The sequence below is a fragment of the Microbulbifer mixtoriginis (SeqCode) genome (assembly GCF_052467705.1).
This window is the reverse complement of record NZ_CP174322.1, coordinates 2,257,961-2,282,313: the sequence shown is the minus strand read 5'-3', so window position 1 is coordinate 2,282,313 and position 24,353 is coordinate 2,257,961. Positions and strand designations below refer to the sequence as shown.

9 protein-coding genes are annotated in these 24,353 nt (G+C 46.0%); all 9 read right to left on the bottom strand.

Annotated elements, in window-relative coordinates; translation table 11 throughout:
• Positions 1-578: 578 nt before the first annotated feature.
• Entirely contained in the window at positions 579-1,004 is a 426-nt protein-coding gene (locus tag ACJJIB_RS10160; protein ID WP_252085594.1) for a hypothetical protein, read from the bottom strand.
• Positions 997-10,029, bottom strand: coding sequence for an RHS repeat-associated core domain-containing protein (locus ACJJIB_RS10155; RefSeq protein WP_444888789.1), 9,033 nt, complete (start codon positions 10,027-10,029; stop codon positions 997-999). Before ACJJIB_RS10155 ends, ACJJIB_RS10160 begins: the two co-directional genes overlap by 8 nt.
• A gap of 696 nt (positions 10,030-10,725) precedes the next feature.
• Positions 10,726-11,226, bottom strand: a complete 501-nt coding sequence (locus ACJJIB_RS10150; protein WP_444888788.1) for a hypothetical protein — start codon at positions 11,224-11,226, stop codon at positions 10,726-10,728.
• Between the two features lie 317 nt (positions 11,227-11,543).
• Positions 11,544-11,693 carry a hypothetical protein gene (locus tag ACJJIB_RS10145; RefSeq protein WP_444888787.1) on the bottom strand — a complete coding sequence of 50 codons (150 nt, stop codon included), beginning with the start codon at positions 11,691-11,693 and terminating at the stop codon, positions 11,544-11,546.
• A gap of 508 nt (positions 11,694-12,201) precedes the next feature.
• Complete coding sequence (locus tag ACJJIB_RS10140; RefSeq protein WP_444888786.1) at positions 12,202-12,561, bottom strand: TonB family protein; 360 nt, start codon at positions 12,559-12,561, stop codon at positions 12,202-12,204.
• Between the two features lie 32 nt (positions 12,562-12,593).
• The gene (locus ACJJIB_RS10135) at positions 12,594-12,884 is read right to left on the bottom strand and encodes a hypothetical protein (RefSeq protein ID WP_444888785.1); all 291 of its coding nucleotides are present in this window, start codon (positions 12,882-12,884) and stop codon (positions 12,594-12,596) included.
• Between the two features lie 243 nt (positions 12,885-13,127).
• Positions 13,128-13,526 carry a hypothetical protein gene (locus ACJJIB_RS10130; protein WP_444888784.1) on the bottom strand — a complete coding sequence of 133 codons (399 nt, stop codon included), beginning with the start codon at positions 13,524-13,526 and terminating at the stop codon, positions 13,128-13,130.
• A gap of 1 nt (position 13,527) precedes the next feature.
• On the bottom strand, positions 13,528-22,668 hold the full coding sequence (locus tag ACJJIB_RS10125) for an RHS repeat-associated core domain-containing protein (RefSeq protein WP_444888783.1): 9,141 nt from the start codon (positions 22,666-22,668) through the stop codon (positions 13,528-13,530).
• Positions 22,669-23,408: 740 nt separating this feature from the next.
• Positions 23,409-23,834: a hypothetical protein gene (locus tag ACJJIB_RS10120; protein ID WP_444888782.1), complete on the bottom strand. Its 426-nt coding sequence runs from the start codon at positions 23,832-23,834 to the stop codon at positions 23,409-23,411.
• Positions 23,835-24,353: the final 519 nt, after the last annotated feature.

Genomic DNA, 24,353 nt, shown 5'->3' with positions numbered 1-24,353 from the left:
GTTGCAAGGTAGGCCGGGGTTGGATCGTAGATCTGTCCATTTATAGGGACAAGGCCTGTCTTACCCCGCGTTTAATGACCGATATTAATGCGATTGCAATTAGGGTGATTACAGGCTCCCACGCTGAGGGCGCTAACTATATTCGCCAACGCACCGACAATTTCCATACTAAACCAAAAATCATCTAAATCGGAAATGCTGCGTATACCCTATTTGGAAATCCATATCAGACCTCCAATATATATCAATATATCACTCAGATTAACTTGGCTCATCCAGGGGGTACATCTAAAATCTGAACCAAAATACTCTTAGCTACCAGCACTGATTTTTAGACAACATTTCCGATTAGCCCTTTGGTGGCAAGCTAGATGCCGGCATGAGCAAAACAACCTCCTCATATATAATCTTGGCATCAGATTCAAGCAAAGTCGAACACAGATAAAAGAGCCCTCTCAGACTAACCTGAAAGGGCTCTAAAAGAACAGCTCAGGAAATTGGTTAAAACCAGAATTCAACTTTACTACGAATCAATCTTATCTGACCCGCCCTTATTAACATATAGCCCTTATACATAGTTAAAGTAAAGATTGAAAACCTTCGATCTTAAACTGCTTTGCATGGCCATCTTCAGCTCCATAAACAACCACCATGAAAACTTGCTTTAAACTATTCTTTTTTACTCTAAAACCCGAAATATACTGGGATTTATCACTACCAGAAATATACCCTTCGATAGGCACCCTCAAAACCTCAATATCTCCAACCCCCTGACCAACATATATACGATTTAATTTACCTACACCATCTATCCGCATAGGAAAAAAAGATTCAACCCAAAGATATGAACCCGCCATATCAGCAGGAGTAGTGCGAAACAAACAGCCAATTTTATGGCAAGTCGACAACTCCAAATTTTCATATTTACTTTCCCGATCTATCACTTGCCCTTCGCAAGAAAAAGAAATCGAGATCACCCAGAGAAAAATTGCAAGTTTAGTCATTCGCAAGTTCATTCAACATATCTCCCAACCCAAGCTGACCGCTAAAATGATTGAACTTATGATAATTAAAATCTGTCACAACAAAGGGTTCATATCTTACACCTGTTTGATTCAACGAAATCCTCACATCATTTTGCCCATAAAGTACTAAGGACGGATTTACTCCCTTTCTTTCAATTTGGAACTTTGTAACCATTGCTCTCAAGAAATGAACCTCAATCTCTGCCTCAGAGGAACAAGAACTGATTCCACAGGCAAAAACCCCTAACTTAGTATTTTCTCCATCTGATAAAGGCCCAATACTTCCATCCGGCTCAACATGAAGTGAATCTTCTAAAAATGTAGCATTACAAACTGCCATCCAACTACAAGACTTAGGTATTTCTCCATCCACCATCAAAGATTTTTCTAATTTTATCTTCCAAAACCTGTGGTTATCACGGCTAAACTCCCCATTGAAGGCCTGCTGAATAGCTCCAGTTACAGCTCCATTCACAAATTTACCACCCGTTGCATTAGAAATTGTTCCACCGACAACAGCCATTGCTGATACTCGCAAAGGACTAAAGCCCTCTCCCGGTATCATGGACACCCCAAGCTTGGCGATTCCATTAAAGCCCGCACTGAGGAAGCCATGAGCAAACTTCCCTCCTCCAAGGGTCGCACCAACACCACCCATTAATGCATGAGAAGTAATGTTTGCTGCAGTATGACCTATAGAGCGCCCAGCTTGAAATGCCTGACCAATTCCCAAGGAGGCAACAGAGGTAAAGGCTCCGACAAACGCCCCCCTTGCTCCACCATTAAGACCACCTGCAATCGCACCACCAATTGCAGCCCAACCAACTGCAGATGCCATTGCACTGTTAGCTGCAGTTAAATACATAAATGCATTGGCTGTCATTCCCTGAGCTGCAGAGGCAGCTGCAGCCGCAGTTAATCCCTGAGCAGTATTCAGTGCTGCTAAGGCTTGGCCACCGGTATAGATTGCGATCACAACTGCGACCACTGGCTTTACTACAGAGTCTCTCCACTTATTCCAGGAACTATACCCAGAAGGATCCGTATAAGTCAGCGGATTATTGTGCACATAGGCATAACGATTGTAGCCCTGGACCGAAGTAATACCATCAATGATCGGATCCGCTGTTAAGAAGCGTGACAGGTTGGGATCGTACACCCGACCATTCATATGAATAAGGCCCACCTCATCCATCATTTCATGACCTGTGTAACCACGATTACTACTTAAATGATTAAAAGCACCAACGTTTAAAGTCTTAACCGTATTCGAGGGGCCAGAACCAATACGCTCCCAGCTCAACGGGTTGCGGCGTTTGCCCCAGGCATCAAAGCTGTATAGCAACTTGTTACCTGCAGCATCTTCTGCAACCTGCCCCTTACTATCAGTAATGACATCCAGGGAGCCCTGTAGGTCTTTGTGCAAATACTGAGTGCTAGTACCGGCAATTTCATCCGACGCATTTAGTTGTACTCGCTCAACAGCAACCCCCGCAATATTGCGGCGATAGAAGCTCTTTATATGGGCACCGGAAGTACTGCGCTCAATCACTTTCTCGACGCTGCCGATCTGCAAGGTAGTCACAGTACCTTTGCCATTGTCGTCCACACGCTTGAAGCGACTACGGTCGGGACCATAATAAAGGCGGGTTTTATGACTATCTTTGGTGAGTAAACTTGGCTTATCAAATACCGTATATTCCCTTATGCGGTTATTTGAACCTCGTACCATGTTGCCATTTTCATCGTATTCATAACTAAGGCTTCCAGCTTTTGTCACAGCATGAGGTCGAGCACTATCGTAACTATAATTTCCAACCCCACTTTTAAATCTGATGTTTCCGGCATCGTTGTAACGCACTTCCTGCACGCTAGCTTCGCTACCGCCACTATAGAGCCGTGCATAGCGCAGGCGGTTCAGGCCATCGTACTCAAAACTTTCCTGTAGATCCTTGCTGTAACTACCATCTCCACTGAGATCGGTTTTAGACAAAAGGTTGCCGATAGCATTCCAGTCGTAATGCAGATTCTGCACTTGACCTACCCCAGGATTAATATCTGTGAGGATACTGGTGAGGCGATAGTGCTGTGGGTGATACTCATAAGTGGTTGTGAGGCCATTACCCAACAATACTTCTTCTACCTGTCCGCGCAGGTTCATGCGCTTCACACGGTAGTAGTAACCCTGCCCGGCAGGAGCCTTCACATCCCGCACACCCACCTTATACCCATAGCTGTTATAAACAGTTTCCATGCCATATAGGTAATTTTGTTGGCGAGCTACCTGCTGATTACTGGCGTCAAAGCTACGCTTGATACGGCTGTATTTGTCATAGGTGACCTTCTCATAAAAATCCCCTTCGCCATCAAGTACACCCAGCACCGTCGTAGTTTCACCCAGGCGACCGTAAATATCGTAGTGCATTAGCTTAAGGAAGCTAATGTCCTCCATATTTGTATTGCAGCTACCGTTAATAACTACGGAAGCTTGGGCTACGGCCACCAGTTTGCCATCGAATCGGTATTTGGAATTACAACCAGGATCCTGGTCGTAGTACCAACGGCTAAAGTTCTGTAGCTTGCCTGTTTGGCTACTGGAATTGAAACTAGTGTAATCGGCTCGAGTCACCATACGGCCAAGGGCATCATAGGTCATGGTGGTACCCTGCCCCTTGGCATCCTTCTGCCAAGCCAACTCGCCAAAACCGTTATAGCCGTAGGTCCATGTGCCCTTATCCGGATCTACCAAGTGTTTCTTACGACCCAGATTATCGTATTCAATACTGGTTACTGAAGTTTCGCCGCCTCCGCTATTCAATACACGAACATGTCGGAGGTTGCCATCAGCAAAATATTCATACTTAAGTTTTCCTCCGATGTTATCAGTGACTTGGGCCAGCTCACCGAGCACATTTTTCTGGGTAACCTTAGTTTGCTGTGCACAATTTTTAGTAGTTTCTCTCAGACCATTGTAGATAATGGTGCTATCACATTGGCCACTGGGTGCATCCACTTTGGTGGTGCGCCCTAGAATATCGTAGGAGTAAGAGGTCCAACGCGGAGAGCTGCCGCTTTTATAGGGATCGGAAATCTTTTTAACACGGGACTGCACATCGTACTGGGTATCTACAAATACAGATTTACCATGAAAGTCCTGAGTTTGTTTGCGGATCTCCCGGCCCAGACGATCGTGGTACATTACCGTTTTTGTTTTATCGATACCGGTAGTAGTCACCTTAAAATGCGCCGGTATACCAGCGACCGTAGGGCAGCCACCGCTGTCAGCGCAGAATGTACTCAGGGTCGTGCTATGACTACCTGTCTCATGATGCTCAAAGTAGCGATTACCAAATTGAGAGTAGGCATAAGTGGTGGCCACCCCACTAATATCAAATACTTTACTTGGTTGGCCAAAGGCATCCATTCCCAAATACTGCTCTACCGTTTGACTAAGCGCATTAGTCTTACTGGTCGGAAAGCGCCCATAGCTGTCATAACCCGTATGGCTAGTACGGCTTTCACCAAGCGCATCGGTCACAGTAGCTGCAATACGATTACCAAAGCGATCGTGTTCGTAACGGGTGTGCAATTCTTCTACGCTACCTTTGGCTACCCATTCATCAGTTAAAAGGCCGGTCTGGGCGTCATAACCAAAATGTACAGTGCGCTTGATCTGTGGTGCAGCCAAGCTACCTTGCCTCTGAGTAGTGACGCTGCTCTCATTCAGTCGCGCCAAATGCCAGCGGCTGCTGCTAACCACATTATTATATTTGTTACTTGTGGTTTTGCTCTGAACAAGGTTATTTGAAGCATCATAATTTTTAACCACCACAGAGCTGACATTGCCATACTTGATATCAACATCAGCCGTGTAATTAGTGGTAGTCACCACCTTGCCCAGATAATGTCCATCCAAGCTATAGGACTTATCCTGCGCTTGGCTGATATAGGGCATTACTGTTTTACCGGATACCGGCTCAACCGATTTAAGCGTATTAATAGAACAGCTAATCAGCTTAAGGCTGGATTCACTACAGGAAGCCGGAGTTTTGATATTGCTGGAATTGGGCTCTATTACCTTAGCCGTTTGTGAAGGCATCCCTATGTAAGGGTAGTCTTGGCGATACCGGGTTGTTATCTTCACCTTGTTTTGAGGGTCATAAGTGGTAACCGACTCGAAACCGAGGAAACCGCGTCCACCACTCTGCATACGCGCACCTGCATAGTGGTAATGAGCCTCTACAGTATTGTTATTGTCATTCGCCGCCGGTGCATCAGAAATCACTTTCTTCACCACGTACATCGGTGAATACAAGTCAAAAACGGGTGAACCGCGCCCATAATTTAGCTTGAAGGAGCCCTTCTTGCGATTATAAATATTAGCACTGTCGTCATTTAGGCGTGCATATTGAATTTCTGTTCTAACGCCGAAACCATTCTCAACAGATTCAAGAATATCAACTGGTTTATTACCATGCTTAGGTTTGAGGATACGGACATACTTATCTGTAAAACCAGAACCACTAAAGAACCCTGAGCGGGTGCGCATATCATCACAGTGGTTTTCTTTTTCATCACGGTTAGCGCATTTTTCAACGATTTCAGGGCGACCATCCCCAGTCACATCCATAATATAGTGACTGTGGTCACTCTTATCTACGCCAAGTATTAACCCAGTCTTGACTCCTGTACCAAAGCCATTTGATTTATTGGGGAGCACATATAAATACTGGTATTCGTTATTTATTTTATCGTTAGCGTTCGGGTAAAGAATGTCGACCAGACCATCCATATCCCAGTCATATAACTGAATATTGTCATCTACGATGGCTGGTAGAGCTTTTGCGGTTATAAATTTAACCCCATTAAAGTGATAAACACTCCAGGCACTTTTATTGCTGACCCTAAAGAGTAAATCAGGTAAGCCATCACCATTGAGATCACTTACCATGTGCTCAGTGGACCCACCACTATTAAATATTTGCCTTGAAAAAACAGTAGAATGCCCACCATTAACATTGGACATCAACACAACAAAATGATAATCGGTCCTTGAAGTAATATCATTATAACAATCGATAGATGGCTCGGTACAACGCCAGTTAGTTGACACAATCGCAGTTAAGTCTGCAATTCCGTCACCATTGAAATCAGCCACGATATCTTTATCGCGCACATTCACATTAGTTCGATTTATGTATAAGCCAGTTCTTCCCCCAGGCGGGGTAGAACTGGGAAGAGACAAACTTCTTACTACTTCACTATTTTTGAATGATAACTTGCCCGAGCTGCTGCGCTGCAGCTCCCTGATTTTAAGGTTAGGTGATTGACTCCTGAAATGATCAGCGTTACCCCCAGTAAAATAGATATAGTCGGGCAAACCATCTGCATTAAAATCATGCATTTTACCCAACTGACCTTTTTGGAAAGTAATTGCTGTAGGAGTATCAGTTACACTAAACCCAGATCCATTAGAGTAATTGACTTCCCAATATGTAGAACTGTCGGAAATTGGCGCATGCAGTAAATCATCTTTACCATCATTGTTGTAATCTAAGAGGTGCCATTCCTCACGCTCATTGGAACGAATTCGCATTTGCCCGGGCTGAATGGCAAGCGACCCTTGCTTTGTGCCTAAAGCAACTCGAATATAGCGTTTTCCATGACTACCGTCGTAGCGAATAAATACAAAGTCTGTAAGTCCATCACCATTTACATCGCCATATTTACCACCTTCAAACCCAGAGTGAAAAATATTGGGATTCGCAAGCCCTTTAACCAGACCAGCACCATCAGACTTTGAATAGGTAAATACCGTTGGTTTACGACAATTACTCTTTACACATTCCTCTACTTCTTCGAGCAATAATCGACCTGTCCCACTCTTTTTATAGGAAAACTTATAGCGCCGTATTTCCTCGGACTCTGCCGTAGAGATGATTGAGGTCAATCGTCTCGTCGAAGCGGACTTTTGTCCAAAACGATAGCCATAGCGTTTATCTGAACGATTAGTATCGTAGTTAAACTCTATTCGGTTAACGAGAATATCATTACTTCCACCCGAATAATCTATGTACTCAATGAGGTGTTCGCCAACATTACTATCTTTAAGATAGGAGTATTCAATTCGATTGCCGACACTGTCTGCTTGCTTGTTGATATACCAGGCATTGGTACTCTGAGAATCATCTGTTAGGCCATAGTAAGAAATGGACCCATCCTTACGATAGACCTCAAAGCCTTTTTTACTACCGACGCCAGTCGATACCACCTTGACCCTGACAAAAGAATCCAGGGATGTTCTATATTGAGTGCCAACACCACCGTATTGGCCAGATGAGACTAACTTTAGGCGCAGGCCATCGAGACAGAATCTATCAAACTGGCTGCCATTCACTCCATCTTCTTCAAAAGATTTTCGACAGGCGGTTATTGCTGAGAGCCCACTAATGCCCCAACCAATACCCAATGGACCATGCCCCCCAGAACTACTATAGCTAACACTAACACTGGGCACACTACTGCCCGATGAGGGGCCAACTGGAATCGGTAGGCTATAGGTGGCCGCACCAGACTCACTGACACGAAACTCTCCAGGCACAATACCTACACGATCTGAGGCCAATACCGCGGGATCAGTATTCGCTAGGGCAGTAGCCTTGTGTGGTGGTGTATCTACGGAAACAGGAGGAGATGAAAGCTCTACCTGCACAACTTCTGTTACTGCTGTAGCAGAGCAACTAGAAAAACTGGAAACCTGATTACAAGCACGGATTTTATAAGCAAAGAATCCACCATCAAGACTAAAAGACTTAGACAGATTATCCAGGTTTGTATGTTTGATTACTGTAGAGTTATTCCAAGAAATAGTTCCATCCACGGAAGTGGCTGTACCTGAAAAAATTTCATAGCGAACCAAGTTGCCACTGCTACTTCCCCAATTCAGGTCAACACTTCCCGTTCGGGAGAAAAGCGGAGATAAATTTAAACCACTAGGCTTACCCGGCTTTTTAGCCACAATAACAGACTTAGAGTTACCCGTTCCCGAACACCCCCTCAAATTACAAGCTACAAGATGATATTTATAAACACCATCATTCCGCTTCAATTGTGTACCTGTAACCTTGGATGGAGAAGTGGAACTAGTAGAAACAGTTTTTAAAAATTTACCGCCTTCATAAATTTTGTACTGATATACAAACTCATTGGAGCGATCACTCCAATTCAAACTTATACTGCCGTTAGAGCTATTGGCTATAGAGTCCAAAACTGGGGCAGACGGAAGAGGCTGATTCCAAACAGTAATGCCTGCTGTAGCGCTCCAACTATCGCTGCAACCTGAAGAGTTACAGTTTTTACTACGGAACTCCCAGCTTCCATCTGTTAAACCTGTAGCAGTAAAATCTACTGCTACAGCTGTGCTGTAAGAGCTATCAGAGGGCCAAGCAGTGCCTTTTTTTCGCCTCTGCCAACGTACGGAGCTGATCGGCCCAGTACTATGGGATTTTAAACTGGCATTACCATTGTAAGATTTATTATTTTTTATCGAGAGAGTAGCCTTATTGGGAACAATGACTACCGTAGCTGAAACGGATGCATAGCCTGCAAAATCAGGCTCCGGGCAGTTAGGAAAGCTACCTAATAAACACGTTTGGCATGAATATCGATAGCTGTAGGTCCCACTAGCACTCAAAGTCTCAGAAAATATTGCCCCAGAACTGAATTTAGCACTGCTAACTTTGACATTATCTCGCTTTAACTCACAACGCTCGGCCCTTGGCCAATCAGTATTAAAAACTAAAATCACCTTTCCAGACTTGGATACTGACTGCAATGCAATGTTGGGTAACTTTAGATTAATTGTCTTTTTGCTTGTCCATCCACTACAGGACTCAACCTTATTATATGTTTTACACGCCCTCACACGATAGGAATAACTACCGTTTTTTGTTTTCGTAAATGTTTTACTTAATCCTGTTTGGCTCCAGTTCCCTGTAGCATCACCCGTCTGTTCAACTTTATACCTAGAGGCACCAGATACCGAGTCCCAGCTGACCTTGTAAACTCCATTAGAATCATTACCGGGAACAACAAGATTCTTCGGAACACCTGGAGCCCGGGAAACAGTGACATTTGATGAAGTTTTATACGAGCTTGTCAAACTCCCTTGAATCACGGCAACCCGATAGCTATAGATACCGGTTCCCCTACCTGTCAGCGTCTTTTTAGTTAGATTTCCCTTATATACTTCGACCCATGAGCCGCTGTTTTTCTTCTCTTGCAGTATATATTTTGACGCACCAGAACCCGTATTCCACGAGATTGCAACACTCCCATTTGTACTTTTAGAGGGGACAGTAACCGAGCTCGGTGTTCTAGCAACGGTTATTGCCTGAGAGTACACATAGCTGCTACACGCAGTAAAGCATGCTTGCACTCTATATTCATATTTACCCGTTGATCGACCAGCCAATGTCTTTGAAAGCCCCCCACCGGAGTAAATATCACTCCAGGCTCCTCCGTTCTTTCGCTCCCACAATATGTACTTACTTGGAGTTTTTGATGCTTTACCCCAACTAACCTTAAACCCGCCAGTTTTGCTAGTTTTAGGTAAAGTAACAGCGCCTGATCCAGCAATACTTACCTTGACCGTATGGCTACCTCTTTTAAAGAAAAAACCCGGTTCATAGCAGTGCCCATTGCGACCCCATTGTAGACATTCATTCCCAGCCCACAAATCAAAACGATAAGTTCCAGTCCCTAAGTTATAAGTCTTTGTTCCTCCGCTAGGACTTACGCTATAGGTTCGATAGAGCGAACCACTCTTATAAATTCTAAACTCAGCCTTTGAGGCAGGAGAAATCTTAGAGTAAGTAAGCTTGACAGTTCCCGTGGAACTATTGGCTGTTCCGGATATGACTCCAGCCAAGGCAAGACCAGAGAAAGAAAAGTAAAAAAATACAAATATAAAAATGCTAAAAATAGCCTTCCAATCCCTGGACACACTGAACTCCGATGTAATTAACCACGAGGCTTCCACCTCAAAAACAAGTCGCGGAGTCTATCGTATAAGCTTTTCAAAGGGAAATTATGCGCCTTACTAAAATGCACAAACTGTCTTTATATTCCAATTGAAACCATCGTTCAGATTTAGAAACCCTATTTAGCCACCAAAAATATTCATAAAAATCAACAAAAAACACTCATTAATTAAACGCCTTGATCCACATCAATTTAATTTCAGATCATACAAATCATGCTTACGCAGAAAATTAATTACCACTCTAAAAGAGCGTAATTAGCCCCCACCCCTAAGCCAAAGCCTTTACCGGCATAAGTCCCATCCCATCAACATTTGGGCGGAATACCTAAACACCAAAAGCGGCACCAATAAACACCTAAAATGCAGAGGGCAAGGCTTACAGAAATACAGCTCATATTAAAAGTACAACTTCAAGATATCAGCTGAGCGACCCTTACGACACTCACGAATACCAACTATTACAACTTCATCTGCAAAAACTCACAAAACGACTAATATCATCTATAAATTGCACACCTGTAAAATGCTATACAATACTTTAGAAATATTCACAATATAGCCCCCAAGAGAACCATCCCCTTGAAGGCCACATTATCTATTTCATAATTTTTAACGGCAGAACTTCATTACTTAAGGCTGCAATTCACTTAAGGATAGTTAGAGTGCGACCCTGATATCTTTCGGTGGATGACAATGAAATACTACATAGGTAGTATCCGGAGTGTAGTAACATGTAACATCATAGTGATAACCATCGTCTTGCTCATCTCTTTGCACAGAGGGGAACATCTTCTTATTTTCTTGAAGTGTCTTTCCATTTAACCACTGACCAACAAAGTAATCTTTTACTATCACTGCAGCAGTCTCTGCACGCGCTTTGTAAAAGGTACTCAGCACCTTATCCGCACTAGGATTATCCTTATAATAAATCTGGCTGCCATCAGTATTTCTTTGTTGTATATCGTTTTTACTGCAATATCCATGCACTATTTTATCGTGCTTAGACTGATAACCAAGCTCAAGATATACCGATACATTCATCGTCAAAATAGAACGGCTACCATTTTCATGGGGCTTTGGATTTTGATAGTGCAAATCAAAATCACCAACAGGGTGAACAGCAGCTCCCATCTCCTTTATATCTTTTGGTAATGGCATAACATTTCCTTTTATGAAGTTAATTTAAGTTTTCGCCTCAATCCAAATTACACAGCCTTGATTCTTATGTGTAATCTTTACTCAAACAAACATGAGCAATCTCAATATGGGAGATAAGGGAGTTGTTATACAGAGTGAAGCTGTTCATCTTCATAAATACGAAAATTAAATCTTTTCAACTTCCTAATCAGTGTATTCTGGTACCCATTTGGGCCATCAAATCTTTAAACTAGTTTGTTACCAGCAGTATCTTTGTCTACCAGCCCATTACTATCGTTGATGAGATTCAAAGATCCTTGGAGATCTTTGCGTTCATTCTATGTACTGGCGGCTTCATCGGATACATTCAGCTCGATACACTTGATAGCAATCCCTGTGATATTACGGCGAAAGAAACTCTTGATAGTTGCACAGCAGGTGCTACGCTCGATCACTTTCACTACACTGCCGATCTGCAAGGTGGTCACAGTGCCTTTGCCGTTGTCGTCCACGCGCTTGAAGCGGCCGCGGTCCGGGCCGTAGGTGAAGCGCGTATCGTGGCTGCCCTAAGTGACTAGGCTGGGTTTATCAAATACCGCTTACGGCTGCCCAAGTCGCCACTCATGCTGCCGCTGTTGTCGCACTGATAGCTGGTATTGCTGGCACCATAGTAGCGCATCTCTTGGGTAACAGTTTGAATACTGGTCTGATAGAGGCATGCTTGGCACAGGCAATTGAAGCCATTCTCTTCAGTGCTCTTTAGCAAGTCCTAGCTATAGCTGTGATCGCCACAAAGATCGGTTTTCGGCAAGATTATGAAACTCAAAACATATTACTGAGTTCGAAAAGGGGATACAGCTTAAAAGCAGAGCCCCAGCAAGTACTTTGCCGGGGCTATTGAGTAGTGGTTCCATTAGATAGAAAGTGTTATTTAAGCGTAGGGAATTCATTCTCCTCTTTATCACTAGGGACAAAATAAATATCTAGCTTTCCTCTCTATCCTTTATATCTAGGATGCTCTTCACCTAACTCAAAAATTATTAGAAAGTAATAATCCTTAAGAATAGAGGCCTTACCTTTCTGCTTATAGGGTTCAAACTGGGAGCCCCTTAGATACCTTATTGCAGCTGAATTAAATGCGGCGCTCGGGCTGAAATCTACCACATTAAGATTATTCGCAATTCCTTGCTTACTTATATCTCCTCGAACAAGCACCCAACCTTCTTGGCCTTTATCAAACTCAGTTTTAGGGTAAAGCATTTTCGGTGAAATAGTTCTTCGAAGCTTCCACTCTACCCCCCTATTCAGCATTTGCAAATTTGGCTTTTCGCTGATAGGTATCACATTTAGTGACATGCAAGAAGCTAGAAAGAGGTAGCACAAGAAAATTAATTTAGTTTTCGATAGTGACACAATCTTAGTTCTCCACTGTTATTACCGGCTTTGGTTAGTGCATGGGGGCGTGGGCCACTGTACTCATAGCCACCAACGCCCGTTTTATAGGTGATATTACCGGCATCATCATAGCGAACCTCCTGGGTAGCAGTTTGACTACCAGTTTGATAGGGGCGCGCATAGCGCAGGCGGTTGAGGCCGTCGTACTCAAAACGTTCCCGTAGGTCCTTGCTGTAACTACCATCGCCACTGAGGCCGGTTTTGGACAGTGTTATAAAGTTCAAGTACAAGACCTGGTATTGGACTCGGTCAGGGTGATATACGCTAATAGCAAAACACCGGCAGATTTCTCTGCCGGTGTTCTTGAAGAATTACTCAACTAGATAGAAAGTTTCTTTTGGAGTCAATAATTTACTCTGACCCTAATTATTCAGCTAAACTGAAAGGTCTATTTTCTCTGACTCCAATTATTTCATTGGATCCAGTGAGTATCCTCTGACATCAGGATCGGCACCCTTCTGTGCAAATTAGCCATCAAACTCCTTAATAACTTGAGGAGCCTCTTTCAGAAGCACTGAATTTTTATAATACTCGGTAGAACTATAACCTCCGTCTACTTTTTTAATCCAAACAACCCCCCCGATATCACTGCTAGAAAACCACAAACGGTTTCCATCCCAAACAATCACCCAACGCTGATATACGCTAGCTCTATCTTTAGACAGGATAAGTGTTTCACCACCATTATTCACAAGCCGGTATTTAACTATACCTGAAACATTTTCAACCTTTAGCTGCAAACCACTATCAAGTGCATATTCTCCAAATTCTGTTATTGCCTTTCCACTAGCAACTACTTGCTTACAACCAGCAACCAACTGCATAAAGATAATAAAAAAAAGAATATTATTTTTCATTCTTAACACATCAATTTCCTCCGGAGTATCTTGTATCCCTTGAATGTTGCCAACTAATATGAACATCGTAATCTGCAGGGCTAAATATCGTATTTAAAATACCAGCCCTAACCCTATCGCCTAAGTAGATTGGGTTAGGATCAATTCTATCGTTCCAAGTAACGGTAACATTGTAAGCATATCCACCCGATGACAACAGCTCAGCAAATCCAATTATGGATAAGTCTCCTAAACCACGGTGAGTGCCATGCAACATTTCATATCCAGTCGAATACCCGTTTTGTATTTCTCCGTGGACTGTAAGGTTCACAAAGCCTGAACTTAATCTGTTCGCCGCATCACCATACAAGGCTAGGTTAATTTGGTTGGTTAAGAACTGGTTCGCTTTCATATACTTACCCCAGCTACCACCATTGGTAATAAGAGTTTCCCCTGAACCGCCTAACCACCTCATGAATAACTCTTCTCCTTTTTTATCAAAAAGCCATCCTTTTCCACCCTCTTGTGCAGCAATTACTGGGCCCTCTTCCATAAATCGCCGATGGTCACCATTGGTTGCGAAACAAAAACCATCAGGACTTGAAGACCAACAAGCATCGGAATCTTCCATAGCAGAACCAAGGAAATGGCTGAAAGCAGCAGTCGCCGCCCCATTAATAAACTTGCCACCAGTGGCCTCAGATACCAGCCCTGAAACCACCATCTTAACGGCTACATGCGTATTTTTCCCAAATCCACCACCAACTCCCGCCGAGACAAAACCGTGCGCAAATTTTCCACCACCCAGTTTTGCCAATATACCTCCGGTTACTCCACGGATTGCAATATTAGTCGGACTCCATCCTCTGGGCATGCCGGAGAAGGCTGCCGCTGAAACTGCTGCAAAGACACCATTGCGGAAAGCTAACCCTATATCTCCTGTTAGTTGATAGGTTTGATTTGCGTTGTACATGGCTAATGCCGCCGGACAACCAGCATTAGAAGCTACACAAATGGCAACTTGTGCAATTGCATTCAAGAATGGCTTGCCGGCCATATAGCGATGAATATCGCGGCTATTAATGAAAGCATCTCTAAACTTATTCCAGGAACTGTACCCAGATGGATCCGTATAAGTCAGCGGATTATTGTGCACATAGGCGTAGCGGTTGTAGCCCTGAACCGAGGTGACCCCATCAATCATTGGGTCCGCAGAGACAAAACGGGCCAGGGTTGGGTCGTAGACTCGTCCATTCATATGGATTAGGCCCACCTCATCCAGCATTTCATGACCGGTATAACCGCGGTTGCTACTCAGGTGATTAAAGGCTCCCACACTGAGGGCGCTAACCGTATTTGCAGGCGCGCCGGCAATTTGTTCCCAGCTCAGTGCATTGCGGCGTTTGCCCCAGGCATCAAAGCTGTAAACCAGCTTGTTGCCCGCAGTATCTTTGGCAACCTGACCGGTGCTATCGGTAATCACATCCAGGGAACCCTGCAGGTCTTTGTGTAAATACTGGGTGCTAGTACCGGCAATATTATCCGTTGCATTCAGCTCGACACGCTCGATAGCAACGCCTGCGATATTACGGCGATAGAAGCTCTTGATATGAGCACCGGAGGCACTGCGCTCAATCACTTTCTCAACGCTGCCGATCTGCAAGGTGGTCACAGTGCCTTTGCCATTATCGTCCACACGCTTGAAGCGGCTGCGATCCGGGCCGTAGGTAAAGCGTGTATCGTGACTGCCCTTAGTGATCAGGCTGGGTTTATCAAAGATGGTGTAGTCCAGCGTACGGCTGCCCGAGTCGCTGCTCATGTTGCCGTTGTCATCGTAGTGATAGCTGGTATTACCGGCTTTGGTTACCGCATGGGGGCGTGGGCCATTGTACTCATAACTACCAACGCCCGTTTTATAGGTGATATTACCGGCATCATCATAGCGAACCTCCTGGGTGGCAGCTTGACTGCCGGCTTGATAGAGGCGCGCATAGCGCAGGCGGTTGAGGCCGTCGTACTCAAAACGTTCCTGCAGGTCCTTACGGTAGCTACCATCACCACTGAGATCGGTTTTAGAGAGCAGGTTGCCGATTGCATTCCAGTCGTAATGCAGGTTCTGCACTTGACCCACACCGGGATTGATATCCGTGAGGATACTGGTGAGGCGGTGATGTTGTGGATCGTAGGCATAGGTGGTGGTGAGACCGTTGCCAAGCAGGACTTGTTCCACCTGGCCGCGCAGGTTCATGCGTTTAACCCGGTAATAATAACCACTATCTGCGGGGGCGGTTACATCACGCACACCCACTTTAAAACCAAATGGGTTGTATACCGTTTCCACACCGCGCAAATAGTCTTTATTATCCTTACCTACTTGCTGGTTACTGGCATCGAAGCTGCGGCTGACGCGGCTGTATTGGTCGTAGGTAACTTTTTCATAAAAGTCCCCTTCGCCATCCAGTACGCCGAGCACAGTGGTGGTCTCGCCCAGACGACCGTAGATATCGTAGTGCAGCAACTTGAGGTAGCTGACATCCTCCATATTGGCATTGCAGCCTGCAGCAATAGCGACAGGTGCCTGGGCTACAGCGACCAGCTTTCCATCGAAACGGTATTTGGAATCACAACCGGGGTCCTGGTCATAGTACCAGCGGCTGAAGTTCTGCAGGGTGCCCGTTTGGCTGTTACTGTCGAAGCTGGTGTAGTCTGCGCGAGTCACCATGCGGCCGAGGGCATCATAGCTCATGGCGGTGCCCTGCCCCTTGGCGTCCTTCTGCCAGGCCAGCTCACCAAATCCTGTGTAACCGTAAGTCCAGGTGCCCTTATCCGGATCTACCATACGGGTCTTGCGGCCGAGATTATCGTACTCAATAAAAGTTACTGATGTTTCACCGCCGCCGCTGTTTAGGGTGCGCACCTGTTTGAGATTGCCATCGGCATAGTAGCTGTATTGCAGTTTACCGCCGATATTATCGGTAACCTGAGCCAACTCACCGAGGACATTCTTCTGGGTTACCTTGGCTTGCTGAGCACAGTTCTTAATAGTTTCCGTCAGACCATTAAAGGTAATCGTACTATCGCACTGGCCACTGGGAGCATCCACGCTGGTGGTGCGCCCAAGAATATCGTAGGAATATGTAGTCCATCGTGGAGAGCCGCCGCTGCTATAAGGTTCGGAGACCCTTTTAACGCGGGACTGCGCATCGTACTGGGTATCGACAAACACTGAATTACCCAGAAAATCCTGAGTTTGTTTGCGAATCTCTCGGCCCAGGCGATCGTGGTACGTTACGCTCTTGGCCTGCTCTATCCCGCTAGTGGTCACTTTAAAGTGAGACGGCACTCCGGCTATTGTAGGGCAGCCGCCGCTATCAGCACAGAGTGTGCTCAAGGTAGTAGCATGGCTGCCGGTCTCGTGGTGTTCAAAATAGCGATTGCCGAATGGGGAATAGGCGTAATGCGTTTCCACACCGCTGATATCCAGCACGCGCTGTGGCTGGCCGAAGGGGTCCATCTCCAGAGCTTGTTCGGCGGTCTGTTTAAGTCCGTTCACCCGATTTAATGCGTAGCGGCCATAGCCGTCAAAACCCGTGCGACCGGTACGGCTTTCGCCCCGTGCATTGGTTACCGTGGATGTAATACGATTGCCGAAGCGGTCGTGTTCATAATGGGTATGCAACTCTTGTGCGCTACCTTTAGCTACCCACTCATCGGTTAATAGGCCAGTCAGGTTATCGTAATCGAAATGCGCGGTTCGCTGGATTTGCGGTGCCGCCAGGGCTCCATACCTCTGAGTAGTAACACTACTCTCACGCAAGCGCGCCAAGTGCCAGCGATCACTGTTCACCACATTGTCGTAGGCATTACTTGTGGTTTTGCTCTGCACTAAGTTATTAGAAGCATCATAGTGCTTCACCGTTACCGAGCTGACATTGCCATATTGAATATCATTGGCTGCGGTGTAGTTGGTGGTTGTTACCACCTTACCCAGATAACTCCCGCTCAGGCTGTAGGATTTATCCTCTGCCTGACTGATATAGGGCATTACCGTTTTGCCCGATACCGGTGCTATGGATTCCAAGGTGTTAATAGAGCAGCTGATCAGGGTGAGCCCACTACCCTCACAGGTAGCCGGGGTTTTGATATTACTGGCATTGGACTCAATCACCTTGGCCGTCTGTGAGGGCATACCGATGAAGGGATAATCCTGACGGTAGTGGGTAGTGGTCTTCACCTCATTTTGCGGGTCATAAGTAGTGACCGACTCAAAACCGAGGAAACCTCGCCCACCACTCTGCATACGCGCGCCGGCGTAGTGGTAATGGGCCTCGACCGTATTGTTATTGTCATTGGCCGCCGGTGCATCGGAGATTACTTTTTGCACCACGTACATCGGTGAGTACAAATCAAATACCGGCGAGCCGCGTCCGTAGTTCAGCTTAAAGGAGCCTTTCTTACGGGTGTAAACATTCGCACTGTCATCATTAAGGCGCGCGTAACGGATTTCTGTTTTTACCCCGAAGCCATTCTCTACCGACTCAAGCATATCCACCGGTTTATCAGTATGCTTGGGCTTGAACACACGTACATACTTGTCTGTAAGGCCCGGACCACTAAAGAAGCCTGAGCGGGTGCGCATATCATCGCAGTGGTTTTCCTGCTCATCGCGGTTCGCACAGTTCTCAACAATTTCAGGGCGACCATCACCGGTCACATCCATCACCAAGTGACTGTGATCATTGGCATCCGCGCCGAACAACAGGCCAGTATCGATAGGACTGCCAAAGCCATTGGCTTGATTGGGCAGTACATAGAGGTACTGGTATTCATTGTTTTCTTTGTCGTTGGCATTGGGGTAGAGAATGTCCACCAGGCCATCCATATCCCAGTCATACAACTGGATATCTTCATCTACTTGCTTAGGCAGGAAACCTGCGGAGACAAATTTTTCTCCATTAAAGTGCAGTACCCCCCAATCCCAGTTTGCATTGGGGCGGAACAAAAGGTCGGGTAAGCCATCGCCATTTAAATCTGTTATTCGGTGTTCGGCGTCAACCACCTCTCCATTGAGTTCACGCTTGAATACCGCCTCATGGAGGTTATCACTCTCGGACATCAGCACAACAAAGTGATTGTCAGTTACATGGCTTAGGTTGTTACAATCACTCGCCGCCTCTGTACAAATCCAATCCGTCTGCATAATCGCGGTGAGATCGGCAATACCGTCCCCATTGAAATCGCCCACCATATCCGTATCGCGTAATTTTACCAAGGTAGTGCGCTTGAATAATCCCAAGGGTAAGCCCCCCGGGGCACTAACAGAAGGCAGCGATAGAGTGCGAGTAACCTCAGAATTTTTGAAAGAAAGCGTTCCATTGTTACTGCGCTGTAGCTCGCGGATTTTCATGGTGGGCGCGTCGCTAACTGAGTGGAGACCGACGGCCGAAGTAAATTTAAGAAAATCCGGCAAACCATCGGCATTAAAGTCGTGCATCTGGCCCAGCTGATCCTTTTGATAGCTGATTGTCGTGGGGCTATCAGCACTGCTAAACCCGCTACCATTGGATAAATTCACGGCCCAGTGTGTGCCGCCATCGTCTATCGGCGCATGTAGTAAATCATCTTTGCCATCATTGTTGTAATCCAGCAAGTGCCATTCCCTACGCTCATTGGCACGGATTCGCATCTGTCCCGATTGCAGTGATAATTCACCCCCGGCTGTGCCCAAGGCAACACGAATATAGCGTTTTCCATGACTGCCGTCGTAACGGATAAATACCAGGTCTGTGAGCCCATCGCCATTGACATCTCCGTATTTACCGCCTTCATAACCTGAGTGGAAAATATTAGGATTAGCAGCAGTACTCACCATGCCTGATCCAGCCGATTGGGCATAGGTAAATACCGTGGGTCTGCGACAGTTACCCTGGACACACTCCTCAACTTCTTCGAGGAGCAAACGTCCCGTAGCACTTTTCTGGTAGCTGAAGTTGTAGCGGCGCAATTCCACCGAGTCCGCACTGGAAGTAATGGCGGTGAGTCGGCGGGTAGCGGCGGTCTTCTGCCCGAAGAGGTAGCCATAACGTTTATCGCTGCGGTTCGTATCGTAGTGGAATTGAATCCGATTCAACGCTGCATCGTGACCGTTCGCGGAATAATCGACCGCTTCAATCAGGTGTTCACCGAGTACGGTGTCTTTCAGGTAATTGTATTCAATACGGTTACCAACACTGTCTTCTTGGGTATTTAAATACCAGCTCTTCTCCTGCTGCGCATCTGCGTTCATACCGTAATAAGAGACAGAACCATCCTTACGGTACACTTCAAAGCCCTGACCGGTGCCAGTGGCACTCGAGACCAAGCGTACACGCACGAAGCTATCCACACTTGTACGGTACTCACTGCCGAGACTGCCATACTGACCAGACACAAGTTTCAAACGTTGGCCATCCAAACAGAACCGATCAAAGGCACTGCCATTGGTACCGTCTTCTTCAAACGTTCTACGACAGGCAGTGATGACGGACAGCCCACTGATCCCCCAACCAACCCCTAGAGGGCCGTTATTACCGGAACTGCTGTATGTCACACTGAGCGCCGGTGTACTGCCACCGGATGAAGGACCCACCTGGAGCGGAATGGTATAAGTCGCCGCACCAGATTCAGTCACGCGGAATTCCCCCGGCAATATGCCGACACGATCGGAGGCCAACACTCGAGGGTCGGTAATAGACAGTACTGTGGCCTTATTGGGAGGCACCTCCACCGTTACCGGTGGCGGAGTTTGGTCAACCTGGACGATATCCGTTGCAACCGTATTTGAGCAGCTACTAAAACTCGATACCTGGTTGCAGGCACGGACCTGATAGGCGAAGAAGCCGTTATCCAGCGACAGTGATTTGCTCAAATGCTTGAGATCTGTGTGCTTAATTGGGGCGGCTTTACTCCAACTTACCGACCCCCCCGCCGAAGATGCGCTACCGGCAATAATTTCATAGCGCACGATCGCGCCGCTGGCACTTCCCCAAGTGAGATCAACCTCACCGGAACGCGAGAAACTTGCCGATAGGTTGGGAGATTTGGGCGCACCTGGGGTTTTGGCGACGATGACAGATTGGGCATTGCCAGCCGTGGAACAGGTACGCAAATTACAAGCTATCAGGTGGTAACTATAGCTGCCGTCATCACGCTTGAGTGTGGTACCGGTGAGGGGCGCGGGCTTGGTAGAGCTGGTAGTCAGCTCTTTAAGGAGCTTGCCGTTCTCGTAAAGTTTGTACTTGTAAACCTGCTGGCTAGAGCGATCGCTCCAGTTCAGATTAAGAGAACCTGTAGCACTATTCCCTATGGCATCCAGCGTCGGGGCCGTGGGTACCGGTTGGTTCCGGACAGAAACCCCAACAGGTGTGCTCCAGCTTGCGCTGCAGCCGGAAGAATTGCAGTTTTTAGTGCGAAGTTCCCAGCTGCCATCGGCGAGACCGGTGACAGTAAAGGTACTGCGAGTTGCTGTGCTGTAGCTATTATCCGCAGGCCAGCTACTATTTGCTTTACGCTTCTGCCAGTGCACCGAATCTATTGGACCGGAGCTATTGGAACTCAAACTGACAGAACCGGTGTACGATTTTGCGCTGACGCTAGTAAGAGCAGGTTTATCAGGTGCAATAATGACTGTGGCTAATACCGATACTTTTGCAACAGGATTTGGCTCTGAGCACTTCGGAAAATTACCTTGTAAGCATTCATCGCAGGCGTAATGGTAGTCATAAGTACCACTTTTAGAAAGTGTCTCTGTAAAGGTAGCGCCAGGGTCGAATATTTTACTGCTAACATTAGTATTTCCACGCTTTAATGTGCAACGCTCTGCATCTTGCCAGTTTCCATTAAACAGCAGGGTAACCCTTCCACCCTTAGTAACCGACTGTACCATCAGGTCAGGAAATTTTACACTGACACTCTTCTTTCCTGTCCAGCTACTACAAGATTCAACACCGCTATAAGTTTTACAGGCCCTTACGCGATACGAGTAACTACTGTTCTTACTTTGACTAAAGGACTTGCTAGTGCCAGTCAAGCTCCAGCTACCAGAGGCGTCACCTGACTGCTCCAATATATACCTGGCCGCCCCAGAAACCGCACTCCAGCTCACAGCATAGTTGCCACTGCTACTGGCTGGTACGGCTAGGTTTCCAGGTATACCCGGAGCTCTGGATACTGTGACAGTAGAGGAGGTTTTAAAAGATCCTACTGAAGTGCCTTCGACAGCGGCAACTCGATAGCGATAAGTTCCCGTCCCTCTCCCACTAAAATTACGGCTGATCGAAGTTCCGCTGTAAATCTCGTTCCAGGAACCATTATTCTTTTGTTCCTGCAAAACATACTTATCAGCCCCCGAAACAGAGCTCCAAGAAATACTGACACTACCATTGGTGCTTGAAGCGGGAACCGAAATTGAACCTGGAGTACGGATAACAGTAATTTTTTTAACTGGGTTAAAGTTAAAACATGCCGTTTTAGAGCTGTAGGCGCTACGATTACAGGCTCTAACTCGATATTCATAGTCTGCAGTCAATTTACCGTTTAAATTCTTACTTTTGGAAGAGGAACTGTGAATAGAGGACCAAGAACCCGAGTCTTTTCGTTCTTGGAGTTCGTAATAATCTACGCTCCCACTGGCTGTACCCCAACTGATGGAATAGCTACCATCAGTGTCTCTACTCGCAAGACTAATGCCTCCGGGAACGCCGGGGTTCCTGAGCATCTCCACCTCTACCGAACCTAAATATTTAGCGGCATATGCAGAGGGTGCCAGGAAAAACAAAGGGTTTCTTTTGATTTTTTCTAAAAAAGCAAATGGACATATGGGGTTACATCCACCACCTCCTGGACCTCCTACATTCTCACCAGAGACAACATATTTCCACATGCCATCGGTTCGCCCAGTAACTCGGTAGTTGCCCTTTATCCCAGTGACCTTGATCGATCTTTGCCAAACACCGTTCTTATACTCAATGATTGATACATCTGCATATGAGCCCGGCCAATCTATATTGATCGATCCATCACCATATGCATAGGCTTTAACACTTGCGTCAGCATAACTGGAAGCCACCATACCCAACAAAAGTATTGGGAAAAGGTTAAAAATTGATATCAAACCTTTTATCGACGAGCTCATCAGAAGAAATAACCCCGTCAGCCTGGTATGAGACAGCGAACCACAACCCTTGAACACAGCGGAAATTCCCTTTTCGTTTTTATGGCTAAACCCTCCCCCCAGCTATACAGCCAGGAATAGGGCGCGCCAGTATACTTACGCGTCAACATTAATCCAAGAATGATTATTAATGTGAGCATTTATGTCATAAACGTCAGATAAGGGAGGTGAATATATCCAACTATTAGGTTACTTTTTCAAGTGCCAGAATCCCCTCGCCAACCTTGTTAGGCTACGAATGATTCGAGGCTTAATACAAACACACAAAACGTATCTGCATAGCTTATTCATCAGGGCTTACCCGGTTAACTACAAGCTATTTAGATAACCGGGTAAGCCCCACTGCAAAAACGTTTTAAATAGCACGAAGACAAATTGTCTAGTTATGGGTACCTCCACACTTTCTATGTGTCTCCGCCATACTCCAGCTAAAAAACATCCCCCAAGGAAAGCCTGCCCCTTCCCACACCTGTAGAGTTTTTAGTCTCGAATAATAGTGAAAGGTTTTTTCAGTTGAAGACCTCAACTCCAGTGATCCAAAACTATTGTTGATTTCATAAAATGAAAACAGTAAAAAGAATTCTTCAACGAAAAATACTGATGATAACTTGATATGGAGGGCTCTTTGAGCTGGACTGACAAAAACGACCAACCGGGTAAACCCCAATATTGCAACAATAGCGGATTAGCGGAAACCGTGATTAAAACGTAGGTGCTAATAACACAAGCAAGAACTGGAAAGAAATACTGAAGGAAGTAAAGGCTGACGTGTTATGGAGAAGCCAGACCGAGAGGGCTCGGGCGAGTTCTTCACAACCTTTCCTTTGCGGCCGAATGCCAGGAGGGGCCTCAATGCCAGCTTCGAGTCTTTTTAAGAATTCTCTAAACTGAATTTCTTTGGTAACAACGGTGAGCCTGAAAGAGCCCCACCGAATCAGAGTCAGTTCCAACCGTGGTTGAACCCTCTCCACCAAATATACAGCTAATAAAGGCTTCCCCTCCTCTAAAGCCCTCACCAAATGCTGATCAGCCACGCTTTGTACATGGCCTGAGAAACAGGGAGCACCAACAAAAACAAAGTAATCAAGAGCGAGTATTTTCAGCATACTACCTTGCAAGAATCCCATGAGTAACCCTCATACAGCACCCCGGTTTGGCATGCATTGTTAAGGTGCCCGCGTGTGCTGGAAATTCAAATCAGGGCGAAGATATACTCATAATTTACGCTCTTACAAGCGCGACTCAGCTGCGTCAATTTCATATTAATTCTCTCCCTGCCAGAGAGGATGGGATTACTTTCACAGTGAATACGCTATAGAACCACTTGCAATGTGATCCCCAGTGAGGCGCCATCATAGCTTCCTGGCTAACAAGATTAGATTCACAGTAATCCAAAACCGGCATATGTGAGTGCCCCCCCCATAGAAACTTATTGTCAACGGCTTCTATAGCAAATGCCCATTATCAAAGACTATCGAGGTGGGTACCCCTGCACACTCACCCCCAGTGGTATCCTTGGGCTTCACGCGAGACACCCTAGCCACCTTCCAGAAAAGTGATGTCTCTATACTCAACAGAGACGGCCGCAATCAATTGTGATCAGTGGAAAGGGAAAGCACTTCCCTGCAATTCAGCAAGCCAACAAC

Bases quoted from the DNA above. Each gene is read 5' to 3' on its own strand.
- ACJJIB_RS10160 (WP_252085594.1), bottom strand. From the start codon at position 1,004: ATGACTAAACTTGCAATTTTTCTCTGGGTGATCTCGATTTCTTTTTCT.
- ACJJIB_RS10150 (WP_444888788.1), bottom strand. From the start codon at position 11,226: ATGCCATTACCAAAAGATATAAAGGAGATGGGAGCTGCTGTTCACCCT.
- ACJJIB_RS10140 (WP_444888786.1), bottom strand. From the start codon at position 12,561: ATGTCACTAAATGTGATACCTATCAGCGAAAAGCCAAATTTGCAAATG.
- ACJJIB_RS10125 (WP_444888783.1), bottom strand. From the start codon at position 22,668: ATGAGCTCGTCGATAAAAGGTTTGATATCAATTTTTAACCTTTTCCCA.
- ACJJIB_RS10120 (WP_444888782.1), bottom strand. From the start codon at position 23,834: ATGGGATTCTTGCAAGGTAGTATGCTGAAAATACTCGCTCTTGATTAC.